Genomic DNA, 15,094 nt, shown 5'->3' with positions numbered 1-15,094 from the left:
GGCTCCCACGTCCCGCCAGTCCTGGTGGTGGACCGCTTCCCGGCGGCCCAGCTGAACCACGCGTAGGCAAGCACTTCGCGAAGGCCGCCCCAAGGGGCGGCCTTCGGCGTTCTCCCGGCCGGTCGCCGCCCCTCCTCCCCGTCAAGGAAGGACCACCGACCGTGCCGCACACCCCTGAGAGCTCTGCCGCCGACGCACTCGTCGCGCGCCTGCTCACGCCCGGCCACCCGCCGTTCGCCCTGCTGCACCGCCGGGCGCCGGGGCGGCCCGAGGACGTCGTCGAGGTGCTGACCGGGCCCGTCACCACCGTCGCCGCGCTCGCCGACATCCCGCTGCCGGACGGCGGCCCCGAGGACGGCCCGCGGACCGACGCGCTCGCGCTCGTACCCTTCCGGCAGATCCGCGAGCGCGGCTTCGACGTCCGCGACGACGGCACCCCGCTGGCCGTGCTGCTCCCCGACACCACCTGCGAACTGCCGCTCGCCGAGCTGCTGGCGGCGCTGCCCGACACCCCCGTCGAGGTGGCCGACGGCGCCTTCGACACCTCCGACGAGGACTACGCGGCCATCGTGCGGCGGGTCATCGAGGACGAGATCGGCCGCGGCGAAGGCGCCAACTTCGTCATCCGCCGCACCTTCCGCGGCCGCGTCCCCGGCTACGGCCCGGCCGCCGCGCTGGCCCTCTTCGCCCGGCTGCTGCGCGGCGAGCGCGGCGCCTACTGGACGTACGTCGTGCACACCCCCGAGCGCACCCTCGTCGGCGCGAGCCCCGAGGTGCACGTGCGGATGTCCGGCCACACCGTCGTGATGAACCCGATCAGCGGCACCTACCGCTACCCCGCGCAGGGCCCCAGCTCGCAGGGGCTGCTGGACTTCCTCGCCGACCCCAAGGAGGCCGAGGAGCTGACGATGGTGGTGGACGAGGAACTCAAGATGATGTGCACCGTCTGCGACCTGGGCGGGGTCGTGGTGGGCCCGCGGCTGAAGGAGATGGCGCACCTCGCGCACACCGAGTACGAGCTGCGCGGGCGCTCCACCCTGGACGTCCGCGAGGTGCTGCGCGAGACGATGTTCGCCGCGACCGTGACCGGCTCGCCGGTGCAGAACGCCTGCCGGGTCATCGAACGGCACGAGGAGGGCGGCCGCGGCTACTACGCCGGGGCGCTCGCCCTCATCGGCCGGGACGCGGGCGGCGCGCAGACCCTGGACTCCCCCATCCTCATCCGCACCGCCGACATCTCCCCCGCGGGCGAGCTGCGGGTGCCGGTCGGGGCGACGCTGGTACGGCACTCCCGGCCGGAGTCGGAGGTCGCCGAGACGCACGCCAAGGCGGCGGGCGTGCTCACCGCGCTGGGCGTGCGCCCGGCCCCCGCCCGCACACCGGGCGCGCCCCGGCCGCGGCTCGCCGACGACATCCGGGTACGGGCGGCGCTGGACGCCCGCCGGGCGCACCTGGCGCCGTTCTGGCTGAAGATGCAGGAGCGGCACCCCGAGGCCGCCGCGCACGCGCTGGTCGTCGACGCCGAGGACACCTTCACCTCGATGCTGGCCCACCTGCTGCGCTCCACCGGCCACGCGGTGACCGTGCGCCGCTACGACGAGCCGGGCCTGCGCGAGGCCGCCCTCGCGCACCCGGGCCCGGTCGTGCTCGGCCCCGGCCCCGGTGACCCGGCCGACACCGCCGACGCCAAGATGCGCTTCCTGCGCGCCCTGACCGCCGACCTGGTGCGCGACCACCCGCACGGGCTGCTCGGGGTGTGCCTGGGCCATGAGCTGCTCGCCGCCGAACTGGGCCTGGACCTGGTGCGCAAGGACGAGCCCTTCCAGGGCGCGCAGCTCACCGTGGACCTCTTCGGGCGGCGCGAGACGGTCGGCTTCTACAACTCCTTCACCGCGCGCTGCGACGACACCGCGGCGGAGGAGCTGGCGATGCACCGCGTGGAGCTGAGCCGCGACCCGGCGACGGGCGACGTCCACGCGATGCGCGGGCCGGGCTTCGCCGGGGTGCAGTTCCACCCGGAGTCGGTGCTGACGCTGAACGGCGTGGAGATCGCCGCCGGGCTGCTCGCGGGGGTGCTGGCGCCTGCGCGGTGAGCGGGGCCGCCGTCAGGCCGTCTCCCGGTAGCAGCTGGCGTCCACGGCCGAGTCGGCGAGCACCGGCTCGGCCAGCACCGGGCCGATGAGGGTCAGCACCTCGGCGATCATCGCGTACTCGTCGCCGGTGCCGTCCACCACCAGGTCGGCGAGCATGCGGGACGGCGCCACGTGCGCGTGGTGCCGCTCCCGGCCGGTGGTCAGGTAGTTGAGCAGCGACACCCGGGGGTCCTGCCGCTGGACCTCGATCTTGCGCAGGATCTTCCGGGCCAGCCGGATGTCGTCGGGCGTGTCCACGTAGACGCGCCAGGCGGCACGGGCGGCCACCGCTGGCAGGGTGAGCGCGAACAGGCCCTCGACCACGAGCAGGCGGTACCGCCCGGACCCCGTGGCGGTGTCGAGGGCGGCCGCGGCCGCGTCCTCGTCGATGGACCCCGGATGGTTCCAGTCCAGCGTCTCGGCGCCGGTGGCGCTGAGCGTCCGGACCCCGCGCCGGGGATCGTGCGCGGGAACGTAGAAGTCGTCGAGATGGATCAGGCCGACGCTGTCGGGGTGGTGCCGCGCCAACGCCTCGGCAAGGGTGGACTTGCCGGATGCGGTGCCGCCTGCGACCGCCAGTACGGGCGTCAAGAGCCCGCTCGCCACACCCGTCATACCGGGCGCTCCTCATGTGCTCAAAGGGGGGAACGAAGCGGCCGGAACTAGCCGGGTGCAGGGAAGATAAATCAGAGGTGTCGTCCGCGGCAAGGTCAGCCGAAGAACACGCCCGCCTCGGCGTAGAGGGCGGGTTCGACGGTCTTGATCCGGGCGGTCGCGTCGCCGATCGGGACCCGCACGATGTCGGTGGCGCGCAGCGCGACCATCGTCCCGAAGTCGCCGTCCCGGACGGCTTCCACGGCGTGCAGTCCGAAGCGGGTGGCGAGCCAGCGGTCGAAGGCACTGGGGGTGCCGCCGCGCTGGACGTGGCCGAGAACCGTCGTCCTGGCCTCCTTCCCGGTGCGCTTCTCGATCTGGGCGGCGAGCCACTCGCCGATGCCGGAGAGCCGTACGTGCCCGAAGGAGTCGAGGGTGCCGTCCTTGAGGACCATGTCGCCGTCGCGCGGCATGGCGCCCTCGGCGACGACCACGATGGGCGCGTAGCGGATCTTGAAGCGGCTCTCCACCCAGCCGCACACCTGGTCGAGGTCGAAGCGGTGCTCGGGGATGAGGATCGCGTTGGCGCCCCCGGCCAGGCCGGAGTGCAGCGCGATCCAGCCCGCGTGCCGCCCCATGACCTCGACCACCAGGACCCGCATGTGCGACTCCGCGGTGGTGTGCAGCCGGTCGATGGCCTCGGTGGCGATGTTGACGGCGGTGTCGAAGCCGAAGGTGTAGTCGGTGGCCGACAGGTCGTTGTCGATGGTCTTGGGCACGCCGACGACCTTCAGCCCGGTATCGGCATGCAGTCGGGCGGCGACCCCGAGGGTGTCCTCGCCGCCGATGACGACGAGCGCGTCCACGCCCTCCGCCGCCAGTGTCTCCAGGACCCGGCGCTCCCCGCCCTCGACCTTGAGCGGGTTGGTGCGCGAGGAGCCGAGTATGGTGCCGCCGCGCGGGAGTATGCCGCGGACGGCCGGGATGTCGAGCCGTACGGTGTCCCCCTCCAGGGGGCCGCGCCAGCCGTCTCGGAAGCCGGTGAACTCGTAACCGTATTCCTGGACGCCTTTGCGTACGATGCCGCGGATGACCGCATTGAGGCCGGGGCAGTCTCCGCCGCCGGTCAGGACTCCGACTCGCATGGACTTTTCCCTTCGTCGCAGGCCAGCTGTGCCGGAAGTGCAACTCCCGCCAAGCTAGCGTGACTTGGGTCACATGTCGCCGTCCGTGCAAGTCTCCCGATCGTCGTCGAGCCCGGCTTCGATCGCATACCGGACAAGCTCCACACGGTTGTGCAACTGGAGCTTTCCGAGGGTGTTCTGGACATGGTTCTGCACCGTTCGGTGCGATATGACCAGGCGGGCGGCGATCTGCTTGTAGCTCAGCCCCTTCGCGACCAGCCGCAGCACCTCCGTCTCACGCTCGGTCAGCCGGGGCGCCGCGGGGCCGTCCGCCGCGGCCGGCGGCGGATCGGTGGCCAGCCGCCGGTACTCGCCCAGCACCAGCCCGGCCAGGCCGGGAGTGAAGACCGGGTCGCCCACCGCCGTCCTGCGCACGGCGTCCACCAGCTCCTCCCGCCCGGCCGACTTGAGCAGATAGCCGGTCGCCCCGGATTTGACCGCTTCCAGTACGTCCGTGTGCTCGCCGCTCGCCGACAGCACCAGCACCCGCACCGCCGGATCGACCGCGAGGACCTCCTTGCAGACCCGCACGCCGGACGCGCCCGGCAGGTTGAGGTCCAGCACCAGCACCTGCGGGCGGGCGGCCCGCGCCCGGCGGATCGCCTCGGGCCCGTCGCCCGCGGTCGCCACCACCCGGAAGCCCGCCTCGCCCAGGTCGCGGGCCACCGCGTCCCGCCACATCGGGTGGTCGTCCACCACCATCACCGTGACCTGCGGCTGCCGCGCCGCCCCGTCCTCGGCCGTCATCCCGTTCCCCCTCCGCTCGTACCGGCCTTCTGCCGCGCCTTCGGCAGCCGCAGCTCCACCTCGGTGCCCTCGCCGGGCAGCGACAGCCACTGCGCGCTGCCGCCCAGGTCCCGCAGCCGGCCGCGGATCGACTGGGCCGCCCCGAGCCGACCCTCCGCCGCGGCCGCGTCGAGCCGCCCCTCGGGGATGCCGGGCCCGTCGTCCCGCACGGTCACCAGCAGCGCGTCCGGCTCGTCCTCCACCAGGATCCACGCCCGCGCCCCGTCCCCGGCGTGCACCGCCACGTTGTCCAGCGCCGCCCCCACCGCCGCCGCCAGCTCCGCGCCCGCCGCCGGCTCCACCGTGACAGGGGTGCCCGGCGCCGACAGCGTCACCCGGGCCGACGCGTACGGCGCGAGCAGCGCCCGCAGGTCCGCGGGTCCCGGGGGTCCCGCGGGCTCCTCCCCGGCGCGCGGCGCGGGCACCGGCGCGCCGCTGATCAGACCGCGCAGCGCCACCTCCTGCTCGCCCGCCATCCGGCCCAGCTCCGCGGCCTCTCCCCCGGCCTGGTCACCGCGCCGCTGCACCATCGCCAGCACCTGGAGCACCCCGTCGTGGATGTCCCGCGCGAGCCGTTCCCGCTCCCGGGTGGCCGCCTCGATCTGCAGCGCCCGCGCGAGCGTGCGCTCACTGATCCGGGCAACCTCGACGACGTAGCCGATGCCGATGCTCGCGACCCACACCAGCAGGACGTTGCGCAGCGTGTCCCGCCCGGCGCCGCTGCCCCGCTCCACCAGGTCCGCGACCGCCACCAGCGAGGACGCCACCGCCGCCCACCGCCACCCGCCCTTGACCGCGAAGGCCAGCACCGACCCGGCCGTCCAGATCGACGGCAGCGTGAACGCGCCCTCCTCGATACGGGCGTGGGTGTCCACGACCGTCGTGAGGAGTATCCCGAGCAGCGCGAGCGTGAGGTCGATCGCGAGGAAGCCGCGCGTGCAGCGCTCGGCCGAACGCACCCGGCCGAGCGTGGACAGGGTCCACACCCCCAGGACGCCCAGGTAGATCCCGCCGATGAGCGGGTGCTTCAGGTCGTCGTAGGCGTAGACGAAGACGGCGATCGCGTACGCGCACGTCAGCACCCGGTACGCCACCAGGGCCCGCCACAGCGGGCCCTCCACCGACATGCGCATGTCTCCCCCCTCGGGGGGCGAGCCTAGCCCGTGCCGGGCGCGCGTTTTCCGGAGGCGCGGGCCCTACGCGGTGGGCGGAGCGGCGGCGGACTTCGCGGACTCGGCGAGGAGTCGTTTGGCCGCCGTCGCGTAGATGTCCACGTACTCCTGGCCGGACAGCTTCATGATCTCGTACATGACCTCGTCCGTGATCGACCGCAGGATGAAGCGGTCGGCCTCCATCCCCGCGTAGCGGGAGAAGTCCAGCGGCTTGCCGATCCGGATCCCGGGCCGGATCGAGAGCTTCGGGACGACCTTCCCGACCGGCTGCACCTTCTCCGTGTCGATCATCGCCACCGGGATGACCGGCGCCCCGCTGGCCAGCGCGACGCGGGCGAGGCCGCCGGGCTTGCCCCGGTACAGGCGGCCGTCCGGGGAGCGCGTGCCCTCGGGGTAGATGCCGAACAGCTCGCCGCGGGCCAGGACGGCGACGCCGCTCTTGACGGCGGCCTCACCCGCGCCGCGGGCGCCGGAGCGGTCGACGGGGAGCTGGCCGACCCCCTTGAAGAAGGCGGCGGTCAGCTTGCCCTTGACGCCCGGTGAGTTGAAGTACTCCTCCTTCGCGATGAAGGTGACCTTGCGGTCGAGCACCGCGGGCAGGAAGAAGGAGTCCGAGAAGGACAGGTGGTTGCTCGCGAGGATCGCGGGACCCTCGGCGGGGATGTGCTCCAGGCCCTCGACCCAGGGCCGGAAGGCCGCCTTGAGCGGCGAACCGATGGCGATCTTCATCGCGCCGTAGAACAACCCGGACCTCCTGTAGCCGTCGCACCGACCTTAGCGCCACGGGGCGGGTACGGCTGGCCCTGACGGGGCTTACCGCCAGGTATCGCAGCCGCGTACGCTGAACATCCGACCTCCGTGTACCTCGTGTACCCGGGTTCGCGGTTTCACGCCCGCGGAGCCCCCGGAAACACCCTCGGACCCTTCAGAACAGGAGCCCAGCGGTGCCGCTGCTGCCAGGAGCCGAACCGTACCGCCATGACGGCGGAGGGACCGGCGTGCTGCTCTGTCACGGTTTCACCGGCACGCCGCAGTCGCTGCGCCCGTGGGCCGGGTATCTGGCCGACCGCGGCCTGACGGTGTCGGTGCCGCTGCTGCCGGGGCACGGCACCCGGTGGCAGGACATGGCGATGACCGGCTGGCAGGACTGGTACGCCGAGGTGGAGCGCGAGCTGCTCGCGCTGGGCGACCGCTGCTCGCGGGTCTTCGTCGGCGGGCTGTCGATGGGCGGCACGCTCGCGCTGCGGCTCGCGGCCAAGCACGGGACGGCGATCAGCGGGCTGGTGCTGGTCAACCCGTCGGTGAAGGCGGACAGCCCGAAGCTGCGGGCGGCGGCGGTGCTGCGGCACGTCGTGCCGTCGGTCAAGGGCATCGCGAGCGACATCGCGCGCGAGGGTGTCACCGAGACGGGCTACGGGCGCGCCCCGCTGAACGGGGTGCACGCCATGAACCAGCTGTGGCCGGTGGCGCGGGCCGGGCTGCCGCAGGTGACGCAGCCGCTGCTGCTCCTGCACAGCCGGGTGGACCATGTGGTGGATCCGTCGAACTCGGCGGTCGTGCTGCACTCGGTGTCGTCCACGGACGTGACGGAGATCGTCCTGGAGAACAGCTTCCACGTCGCCACCCTGGACAACGACGCCGAGCGGATCTTCGCGGAGTCGTACGCCTTCGTCGAGCGCCTCACCGCGCCGCGGGCCGCGGACGGGGCGGGCGACACGCTGAAGGAGGGCACGGCCGGTGGCTGACCGCGAGGACGAGGGCACCGCTCCGCACGAGGAGGAGCCGCCGCGCCCGGACACCCCGCTGGACGAGGAGGCGGTCTGGGCCGCGCTCGTCGCGGGCTACGACGAGGAGCCGGAGCCCGGCACCGTGGCCTGGCCGGAGGCGGAGAACGTGTCCCCGGCGAAGGCGGCCGCCGCCGCGGACGCCGAGCCCGAGCCGGGTCCCGACCCGGCCGACCCGGCGGCGGTGAGCACCGTGCCGCCGCCGTCCGACCGGACGATCGTGATCCACCCGGTGATCCGCGGGCCGCGCGACTACGAGCTGGCCGACGACGAGGAGGACGCGCACTACGTGCCGCCCGAGCCGCCGCCGCTGCCGGAGGCGGACGTCACGACGAAGTTCGCCTGGATCGCGGTGCTGGGCGGGCCGCTGCTGCTGCTCGCGTTCGTGCTCTTCCAGATCGAGATGACCTGGTGGGCGGCGACGGTGGGCGTCGGCGGCTTCCTCGGCGGCTTCGCGACGCTGGTGGCGCGGATGCGCACCGGTGAGGACGAGGACGACGACCCGGGGCGCGGCGCGGTCGTCTGAGCCCCGCGGGGCTCAGCGGGTGTACAGCGCCTCGACCTCGGCCGCGTAGTCGGCGAGCACCACCGAGCGCTTGAGCTTCAGCGACGGGGTGAGGTGCCCGGACTCCTCGGTGAACTGCCCCGGCAGGATGCGGAACTTGCGCACCGACTCGGCGCGCGAGACCGCCGCGTTGCCCTCGTCGACGGCCTGCTGCACGGCGGCCAGCAGATCCGGGTCGTCGGCGAGTTCGGCGACCGTGCGGCCCGCCTTGCCGTGCTGCTCGGCCCAGCGCGGCAGGAACTCCTCGTCGAGCGTGACGAGCGCGCCGACGAAGGGGCGGCCGTCGCCGACGACCATGCACTCGGCGACGAGCGCGTGCGCCCGGATCCGGTCCTCGATCACCGCGGGGGCGACGTTCTTGCCGCCCGCGGTGACGATGATCTCCTTCTTGCGGCCGGTGATCGTGAGGTAGCCGTCCTCGTCGAGGGTGCCGATGTCGCCGGTGTGGAACCAGCCGTCGCCGATCGCCTCGACGGTGGCCGGCTCGTTGTTCCAGTACCCGGTGAAGAGGTGCTCGCCGTACAGCAGCACCTCGCCGTCGTCGGAGATGCGGATGGTGGAGCCGGGCAGCGGCTGGCCGACGGTGCCCATCCTGGGGCGGTCCCACGGGTTGAAGGCGGTGGCCGCGCAGGACTCGGTCAGGCCGTAGCCCTCCAGCACGGTGAAGCCGATGCCGCGGTAGAAGTGGCCGAGCCGCTCGCCGAGCGGGGCACCGCCGGAGATGGCGTGGGTGGCCCGGCCGCCGAGCACCGCGCGCAGCTTGGCGTAGACGAGCCGGTCGAAGAGCCTGTGCGTCATCCGCAGCTTCAGCGACGGGCCGGCCGGGGTGTCCAGGGCGCGGCTGTAGGCGACGGCGGTGGCGGCGGCCCGGTCGAAGATCTTCCCCTTGCCGCCGGCCTGCGCGGTGGCGCGGGCGGTGTTGTAGACCTTCTCGAAGACCCGCGGCACCCCGAGGATCAGGGTGGGCCGGAAGCCCTGGAGGTCGTCGGTGAGGTTCTTGACGTCGGGGACGTGGCCGAGCCGGATCGGCGCCATGACGCTGGCGACCTCGGCGAGCCGCCCCAGCACGTGCGCGAGCGGCAGGAAGAGCAGGATCGAGGACTCGCCGGTGCGGAAGAGCGGGGCGAGGCGCTCCAGGACGTTGCCGCACTCGGCGAAGAAGCTGCGGTGGCTGAGCACGCAGCCCTTGGGGCGGCCGGTGGTGCCGGAGGTGTAGACGATGGTCGCGGGCGAGTCGGCGTTGGCGGCGGCGCCGCGCTCGTCCAGGACGGCGTCGGAGACCCCGGTGCCCGCGGCCGCGAGCGCCTCCACGGCGCCGGTGTCGATCCGCCACACGTGCTTGAGCAGCGGCAGCCGCTCCCGTACGGACTCCACGGCCCGCTCGTGCGCGTCCGACTCGACGACGACGGCGACCGCCCCGGAGTCGGCGAGGATCCACTCGATCTGCTCGGGCGAGGACGTCTCGTAGACGGGCACGGTGACCGCGCCCGCGCTCCACACCGCGAAGTCCAGCAGCGTCCACTCGTAGCGGGTGCGGGACATCAGGGCGACCCGGTCGCCGGGCTGCACGCCCTCGGCGACCAGGCCGCGGGCGGCGGACCGCACCTCGGCGAGGAAGGTGCTCGCGGTGACGTCCTGCCAGTGGCCGGCCGGATCCTTGCGGCCGAGGACGGGTGTGTCCGGGTGCTGGGCGGCGTTGCGGCGGATCAGATCCGTCAGGTTGCCGTCGGCGGGGACCTCGTACAGGGCCGGAAGGCTGAACTCACGCAAGGCGGCTGCTCCTCATCGGTGCCACGGCGCACCCGGAGGGAAGGCGGGGGGACCTACTGGACGTTACCCATCGGTAAAGCTCCGGCGGTAGGGGGCGCACGGGAGATGTTCCCAGCGTCACACGCGCCGGCCGGCGCGGGTGGGCCGACGCCGGAAGAGTAGTCCAGCCGCTTGCGGATCCGCAGGTGGACGGTGGTCTGGGGACGCGCGGCGCGGCGCTATAAGGTGAGGTCATGCGGGTGCATGTGGTGAGCGACGTCCATGGCGCGACGCAGGCGCTGGCCCAGGCAGGACAGGGCGCGGACGCGCTGGTGTGCCTCGGCGACCTGATCCTCTTCCTCGACTACGCCGACCACGCGCGGGGCATCTTCCCCGACCTGTTCGGCGTCGAGAACGCCGACCGCATGGTGGAGCTGCGCACCGCCCGCCGCTTCGACGAGGCACGGCTGCTGGACGCGCAGCTGTGGGCGGGCATCGACCGCCGGGCCGCGATCGAGAGCGCGGTGCGCAAGCAGTACGCCGAACTCTTCGCCGCCTTCCCCACCCCGACCTACGCCACGTACGGCAACGTCGACATCCCCGGCCTGTGGCCGGAGTACGCCGGTCCCGGCACGACCGTGCTGGACGGCGCCACGGTGGAGCTGGGCGGCCTGGTCTTCGGCTTCGTCGGCGGCGGCCTGCGCACCTCGATGCGCACCCCGTACGAGATCGGCGAGGAGGAGTACGCCGCCAAGGTCGCCGCGCTCGGCACGGTGGACGTGCTGTGCTCGCACATCCCGCCCGCGCTGCCCGAGCTGTGCTACGACACGGTGGCGCGCCGCTTCGAGCGCGGCAGCGAGGCGCTGCTGGACGCGGTGCGCAGCGTGCAGCCGAAGTACGCGCTCTTCGGCCACGTCCACCAGCCGCTGCTGGCCCGCACCCGGATCGGCCGTACCGAATGCATCAACGTCGGCCACTTCAACCACACCCGTAAGCCGTGGGTCCTGGAATGGTGAGGCGGCCCCCGCGGCCGGGGCGGCGCACGCGGCCCGCTCCCACCTGGGCGCGGTAGCCTTCGGGGGCATCCTGCACCAGTAGTCCTGGAGGGCCACGGCGATGGCGGAACACACACGGTCGAGCATCACGATCGAGGCGGCCCCGGCCGCTGTCATGGGCGTCATCGCCGACTTCGACCGCTACCCGGAGTGGACGGGCGAGGTCAAGGAGGCCCAGGTCCTCGCGCGGGACGCGGAAGGGCGCGCCGAGCAGGTGCGGCTACTGCTCGACGCGGGCGCCATCAGGGACGACCACACCCTCGCCTACACCTGGGTGAGCGCCGACGAGGTGCACTGGTCGCTGGTCAAGTCGCAGATGCTGCGCACCCTCGACGGCTCCTACGCGCTCGTGCCGCTCGACGGCGGCCGCCGCACCGAGGTCACCTACCAGCTCACCGTGGACGTCAAGATCCCCATGCTGGGCATGATCAAGCGCAAGGCCGAGAAGGTCATCATCGACCGGGCGCTGGCCGGGCTGAAGAAGCGCGTCGAGTCGGGCGGGCCCGAGGACTCCGCGGCCGGTGCCGCCGGTTCCGCCGGTGCCTCCGGCGCCGAGACCGCGGGCTGATGCCCGCGGACACCGTACGCACCCTGCTGGTCACCGGCGGCGGAGGAGCCGGCCGCACCACGGTCGCCGCCGCCACCGCCGCCGCGGCCGCCCGCGGCGGGACCCGCACGCTGCTGCTGACCGGCGACCGCACCGCGGCCGCGGCCCTCGACGACGCGGTGCCCGGCCTGACGGTACGCCGCACCGACCCCGGCGGCGCCTTCCAGGACGCGCTGCTCGACCTCCAGTCCCGCGGCGGCACCCTGCTCGCGCTGCTCGGCGCCGCGCCGCTGGACCCGGAGGAGCTGACGCCGCTGCCCGGCGCGGAGGCGCTCGCGCTGCTGCGGGCCGTACGGGCGGCGCAGGACGCGGGGTGGGGGCTCGTCGTCGTCGACCTGCCGCCGGTACGGGAAGCCGTGACGCTGCTCGCGCTGCCCGGCCAGCTGCGCCGCTACCTCGCCCGGCTGCTGCCCGCCGACCGGCAGGCCGCCCGCGCCCTGCGCCCGGTACTGGCCCAGCTCGCGGGGGTGCCGATGCCCGCGGAGTGGGCGTACGACGCCGCGGCCCGCGCGGACCGCGAACTCTCCGCCGTCCAGGCCGTCATCGACGCGCCGGGCACGTCCGTCACGGTGGTCGTCGAGCCCTCCGGCCACGGCGCCGAAGCGCTGCGCACGGCCCGCACCGGCCTGGCCCTGCACGGCCTCGGCCCTGCGACGGTGGCCGTCAACCGGCTGCTGCCCGCGGCCGCCGCCGACCCCTTCACGGCCGCCCTCGCGGCAGCCGAGCACGACCGCGTCAAGGCCTTCGCGCAGGCCTGCGAGGCCGACGGCACGCCGCTGCACGAACTGCCGCACCTGGGCCGGGAGGCGGAGCTGCCGGAGGAGGCGCTGGCGGTGCCGTACGCCGAGCGGGCCTCGGCGGAAGAGCGCCGCCCTTACAAGGCGGATGTCGGCGGCTACCGCGACCCCTGGACCGTCGTCGACCGGCTCGCCGAGGACGGGTACCTGGAGTGGTCTCTGCCGCTGCCGGGTGCGGGCAAGGACGGCCTGGACCTCGTCCGGCGCGGGGACGAACTCGTCGTCGACGCCGAGGGCTTCCGCCGCATCCTGCCGCTGCCGTCCGCGCTGCGGCGCTGCACCGTACAGGGCGCGGCGCTGCGGGACGGTGTGCTGCGGGTGCGCTTCACGCCCGACCCGGGACTCTGGCCGCGCTGACCGCGGATCGCGCCGCCGTCCGGAGGGCGGTGCCGACACCGGCCGTCCGGGCGGGCGTTCGGGTACCGTCGAGAAGGGAGGCGGCCCGAGCGCGGCGCCCCGTTGGGAGACCGTCATGAGCGAAGCCACCGACCGACCGGACCCCGACGCGTGGGCGAAGGCCAGCGCCGAGGACATCGCGGCCGAGCACGCCCGGCGCCGCACGGAGGCGGGCCAGGGCAGCGCGGCGGAGGAACTGCGGCGTCTCGCCGAGGCGGTCGGCGACGCGGTGGGTGAGCGGCTGGCCGCGCTGCGCAACCCCGCGGTGCAGGTCGCGGCGCAGGGGATGCTCTCCCAAGTGCGTTCTGTTGTCGAACCCATCAAGGAGCGGAATCCCGACGTCTTCGACCACCTCGCGGCCGCAGGGGCCGAACTGCTGGCGGCATACCGGTCCGCGGTGGCCGGAGCGGAATCCCGCTGGACGTCCGGCGAGGGGTCCGCGCGTTCAACCGCTGAACACATCGACCTCGACTGACCCCCTCTCCGGTACGGTTCTCTTAGCGGGGAACGACCGAAAACTGAGGGACACATGGGACTCACCATCGGCGTCGACATCGGCGGCACCAAGATCGCGGCCGGCGTGGTCGACGAGGAAGGCTCGATCCTTGAGACCGTGAAGGTGCCGACGCCGCCGACTCCCGAAGGCGTCGTCGACGCGATCGTCGAGGCGGTACGCCAGGTCAGCACCGGTCACACGATCGAGGCCGTCGGCATCGGTGCCGCCGGTTACGTCGACGACAAGCGCGCCACCGTGCTCTTCGCGCCCAACATCAACTGGCGGCACGAAGCACTCAAGGACAAGGTCGAGCAGCGCGTCGGGCTCCCCGTCGTCGTGGAGAACGACGCGAACGCGGCCGCGTGGGGCGAGTACCGCTTCGGCGCGGGACAGGGCCACTCCGACGTGATCTGCATCACGCTCGGCACGGGCCTGGGCGGCGGCATCATCATCGGCAACAAGCTGCGCCGTGGCCGGTTCGGCGTCGCCGCCGAGTTCGGCCACATCCGCGTGGTGCCGGACGGGCTGCTGTGCGGCTGCGGCAGCCAGGGCTGCTGGGAGCAGTACGCGTCGGGCCGCGCGCTCGTCCGCTACGCCAAGCAGCGCGCCAACGCCACCCCGGAGAACGCCGAGGCCCTGCTCGCGCTGGGCGACGGCACCGTGGACGGCATCGAGGGCCGGCACATCAGCGCCGCCGCCCGGCAGGGCGACCCGGTCGCCGTCGACTCCTTCCGCGAGCTGGCCCGCTGGGCGGGCGCGGGCCTGGCCGACCTGGCCTCGCTCTTCGACCCGTCGGCCTTCATCGTCGGCGGCGGAGTGTCGGACGAGGGCGAACTCGTCCTCGACCCGATCCGCAAGTCCTTCCGGCGCTGGCTCATCGGCGGCGAATGGCGTCCGCACGCCCAGGTGCTCGCCGCGCAACTCGGCGGCAAGGCCGGGCTGGTCGGCGCCGCCGACCTCGCACGGCAGGGCTGAGACTGGGCTAGGTTGATCACATGACCGTGGAAGATCTGCCGAGTTCCGCCACCGAGCACGACTCGGCGATCGTCCGCGTGCTCAGCTACAACGTCCGTTCGATGCGGGACGACACGGCGGCGCTGGCCCGGGTGATCCGTGCCTGCGCCCCCGACCTCGTCCTCGTCCAGGAGGCCCCGCGGTTCTTCCGGTGGCGCAAGGCCGCGGCCCGCCTGGCCCGTACGACCGGTCTGGTGCACGTGACCGGGGGCGCGACAGCCGCGGGGCCGATGATCCTGTCGTCCCTGCGCGCGCACGTCGAGCACACCGAGGACGTGCTGCTGCCGCACAACCCGCCGCTGCACCAGCGCGGTTTCGCCACCGCGGTGCTGCGGATCGGCGGCGCGCGGATCGCCGCCGTCAGCACGCACCTGAGCCTCGACCCCGTCGAACGGCACGAGCAGGCGGGCCTGCTGCTGGAGCGCGTCGCCGCGACGGGCGAGCCGAACGTCGTCGTCGGCGGCGACTTCAACGAGCCGCCCGAGCGGGCGGGCTTCGCCCGGATCGCGGCGGAGCTCCAGGACGCCTTCGCCGTCGCCCCCTGGGGCGGCGAGGTCACCAACGTCCGGCCGCCCTACCAGCGGATCGACGCGATCTTCACGACCAAGCCGGTGCAGGTGCTCGGGTGCGGGGTCCCGCACTCCGTCCCGGGCGTCACGCACGCGGACCTGCACGCGGCGACCGACCACCTGCCGGTGCTCGCCGCGCTGCGCGTGCCGCGGGCCTGAGGCCCGGTCTCCGCGGGGCCGGTGAGCACGTCGCA

General features: G+C 73.7%; 15 protein-coding genes. 9 read left to right on the top strand and 6 right to left on the bottom strand.

The annotated features are described in order from the left end of the window. The first annotated feature begins 161 nt into the window (after window positions 1-161). Window positions 162-2,093 (top strand): anthranilate synthase family protein, encoded by a 1,932-nt coding sequence (locus ACH4PY_RS32250; RefSeq protein WP_398191165.1) that lies wholly within the window; start codon window positions 162-164, stop codon window positions 2,091-2,093. 12 nt (window positions 2,094-2,105) lie between these two features. Here ACH4PY_RS32250 and ACH4PY_RS32245 read toward each other — a convergent pair whose 3' ends face one another. From ACH4PY_RS32245 to ACH4PY_RS32225, 5 genes are all read right to left on the bottom strand, one after another. Beyond that, window positions 2,106-2,747, bottom strand: coding sequence for a uridine kinase (locus ACH4PY_RS32245; protein WP_398191162.1), 642 nt, complete (start codon window positions 2,745-2,747; stop codon window positions 2,106-2,108). 95 nt (window positions 2,748-2,842) lie between these two features. After that, entirely contained in the window at window positions 2,843-3,871 is a 1,029-nt protein-coding gene (locus ACH4PY_RS32240) for a 6-phosphofructokinase (protein ID WP_398191159.1), read from the bottom strand. 69 nt (window positions 3,872-3,940) lie between these two features. Continuing rightward, complete coding sequence (locus tag ACH4PY_RS32235; protein WP_398191157.1) at window positions 3,941-4,657, bottom strand: response regulator; 717 nt, start codon at window positions 4,655-4,657, stop codon at window positions 3,941-3,943. After that, window positions 4,654-5,829: a MacS family sensor histidine kinase gene (gene macS / locus ACH4PY_RS32230; RefSeq protein WP_398191155.1), complete on the bottom strand. Its 1,176-nt coding sequence runs from the start codon at window positions 5,827-5,829 to the stop codon at window positions 4,654-4,656. Before macS ends, ACH4PY_RS32235 begins: the two co-directional genes overlap by 4 nt. Window positions 5,830-5,892: 63 nt before the next feature. After that, complete coding sequence (locus ACH4PY_RS32225) at window positions 5,893-6,612, bottom strand: lysophospholipid acyltransferase family protein (RefSeq protein WP_398191152.1); 720 nt, start codon at window positions 6,610-6,612, stop codon at window positions 5,893-5,895. 200 nt (window positions 6,613-6,812) lie between these two features. On the opposite strand from ACH4PY_RS32225, the gene ACH4PY_RS32220 reads away from it, so the two are divergent. Both ACH4PY_RS32220 and ACH4PY_RS32215 read left to right on the top strand, forming a co-directional pair. Next, window positions 6,813-7,613 carry an alpha/beta hydrolase gene (locus ACH4PY_RS32220; RefSeq protein WP_398191149.1) on the top strand — a complete coding sequence of 267 codons (801 nt, stop codon included), beginning with the start codon at window positions 6,813-6,815 and terminating at the stop codon, window positions 7,611-7,613. Continuing rightward, window positions 7,606-8,178: a hypothetical protein gene (locus ACH4PY_RS32215; protein ID WP_398191146.1), complete on the top strand. Its 573-nt coding sequence runs from the start codon at window positions 7,606-7,608 to the stop codon at window positions 8,176-8,178. The genes ACH4PY_RS32220 and ACH4PY_RS32215 overlap by 8 nt, the downstream gene beginning before the upstream one ends. A 12-nt stretch (window positions 8,179-8,190) precedes the next feature. Here ACH4PY_RS32215 and ACH4PY_RS32210 read toward each other — a convergent pair whose 3' ends face one another. After that, complete coding sequence (locus ACH4PY_RS32210; protein WP_398191143.1) at window positions 8,191-9,987, bottom strand: AMP-dependent synthetase/ligase; 1,797 nt, start codon at window positions 9,985-9,987, stop codon at window positions 8,191-8,193. Window positions 9,988-10,220: 233 nt separating this feature from the next. Between ACH4PY_RS32210 and ACH4PY_RS32205 the strand changes: the two genes are divergently transcribed. The 6 genes from ACH4PY_RS32205 (at window position 10,221) to ACH4PY_RS32180 (ending at window position 15,059) form a co-directional block, all read left to right on the top strand. Next, window positions 10,221-10,982, top strand: coding sequence for a metallophosphoesterase (locus ACH4PY_RS32205; protein WP_398191140.1), 762 nt, complete (start codon window positions 10,221-10,223; stop codon window positions 10,980-10,982). Between the two features lie 100 nt (window positions 10,983-11,082). Then, window positions 11,083-11,589 (top strand): SRPBCC family protein, encoded by a 507-nt coding sequence (locus tag ACH4PY_RS32200; RefSeq protein ID WP_398191137.1) that lies wholly within the window; start codon window positions 11,083-11,085, stop codon window positions 11,587-11,589. Then, a complete protein-coding gene (locus tag ACH4PY_RS32195; protein ID WP_398191134.1) occupies window positions 11,589-12,782 on the top strand; it encodes an ArsA-related P-loop ATPase in 1,194 nt (397 codons plus the stop codon). The genes ACH4PY_RS32200 and ACH4PY_RS32195 overlap by 1 nt, the downstream gene beginning before the upstream one ends. 115 nt (window positions 12,783-12,897) lie before the next feature. Continuing rightward, complete coding sequence (locus ACH4PY_RS32190; protein ID WP_398191131.1) at window positions 12,898-13,296, top strand: DUF5304 family protein; 399 nt, start codon at window positions 12,898-12,900, stop codon at window positions 13,294-13,296. A gap of 54 nt (window positions 13,297-13,350) precedes the next feature. Further along, window positions 13,351-14,292, top strand: coding sequence for an ROK family glucokinase (locus ACH4PY_RS32185; RefSeq protein ID WP_251493069.1), 942 nt, complete (start codon window positions 13,351-13,353; stop codon window positions 14,290-14,292). Between the two features lie 20 nt (window positions 14,293-14,312). Next, window positions 14,313-15,059, top strand: coding sequence for an endonuclease/exonuclease/phosphatase family protein (locus ACH4PY_RS32180; RefSeq protein WP_398191127.1), 747 nt, complete (start codon window positions 14,313-14,315; stop codon window positions 15,057-15,059). Window positions 15,060-15,094 lie beyond the last annotated feature (35 nt).

It is taken from the genome of Streptomyces sp. NPDC021224 (assembly GCF_044332905.1).
Lineage (GTDB): Bacteria > Actinomycetota > Actinomycetes > Streptomycetales > Streptomycetaceae > Actinacidiphila.
Note: the sequence above shows the minus strand (reverse complement) of the source record. Positions and strands in the feature narration are given on the sequence as shown.

What these genes read in the sequence shown, in the direction of transcription:
- ACH4PY_RS32245 (WP_398191162.1), bottom strand. Translation starts at nt 2,747, where the DNA reads ATGACGGGTGTGGCGAGCGGGCTCTTGACGCCCGTACTGGCGGTCGCA.
- ACH4PY_RS32240 (WP_398191159.1), bottom strand. Translation starts at nt 3,871, where the DNA reads ATGCGAGTCGGAGTCCTGACCGGCGGCGGAGACTGCCCCGGCCTCAAT.
- ACH4PY_RS32235 (WP_398191157.1), bottom strand. Translation starts at nt 4,657, where the DNA reads ATGACGGCCGAGGACGGGGCGGCGCGGCAGCCGCAGGTCACGGTGATG.
- macS (WP_398191155.1), bottom strand. Translation starts at nt 5,829, where the DNA reads ATGCGCATGTCGGTGGAGGGCCCGCTGTGGCGGGCCCTGGTGGCGTAC.
- ACH4PY_RS32205 (WP_398191140.1), top strand. Translation starts at nt 10,221, where the DNA reads ATGCGGGTGCATGTGGTGAGCGACGTCCATGGCGCGACGCAGGCGCTG.
- ACH4PY_RS32200 (WP_398191137.1), top strand. Translation starts at nt 11,083, where the DNA reads ATGGCGGAACACACACGGTCGAGCATCACGATCGAGGCGGCCCCGGCC.
- ACH4PY_RS32195 (WP_398191134.1), top strand. Translation starts at nt 11,589, where the DNA reads ATGCCCGCGGACACCGTACGCACCCTGCTGGTCACCGGCGGCGGAGGA.
- ACH4PY_RS32190 (WP_398191131.1), top strand. Translation starts at nt 12,898, where the DNA reads ATGAGCGAAGCCACCGACCGACCGGACCCCGACGCGTGGGCGAAGGCC.
- ACH4PY_RS32185 (WP_251493069.1), top strand. Translation starts at nt 13,351, where the DNA reads ATGGGACTCACCATCGGCGTCGACATCGGCGGCACCAAGATCGCGGCC.
- ACH4PY_RS32180 (WP_398191127.1), top strand. Translation starts at nt 14,313, where the DNA reads ATGACCGTGGAAGATCTGCCGAGTTCCGCCACCGAGCACGACTCGGCG.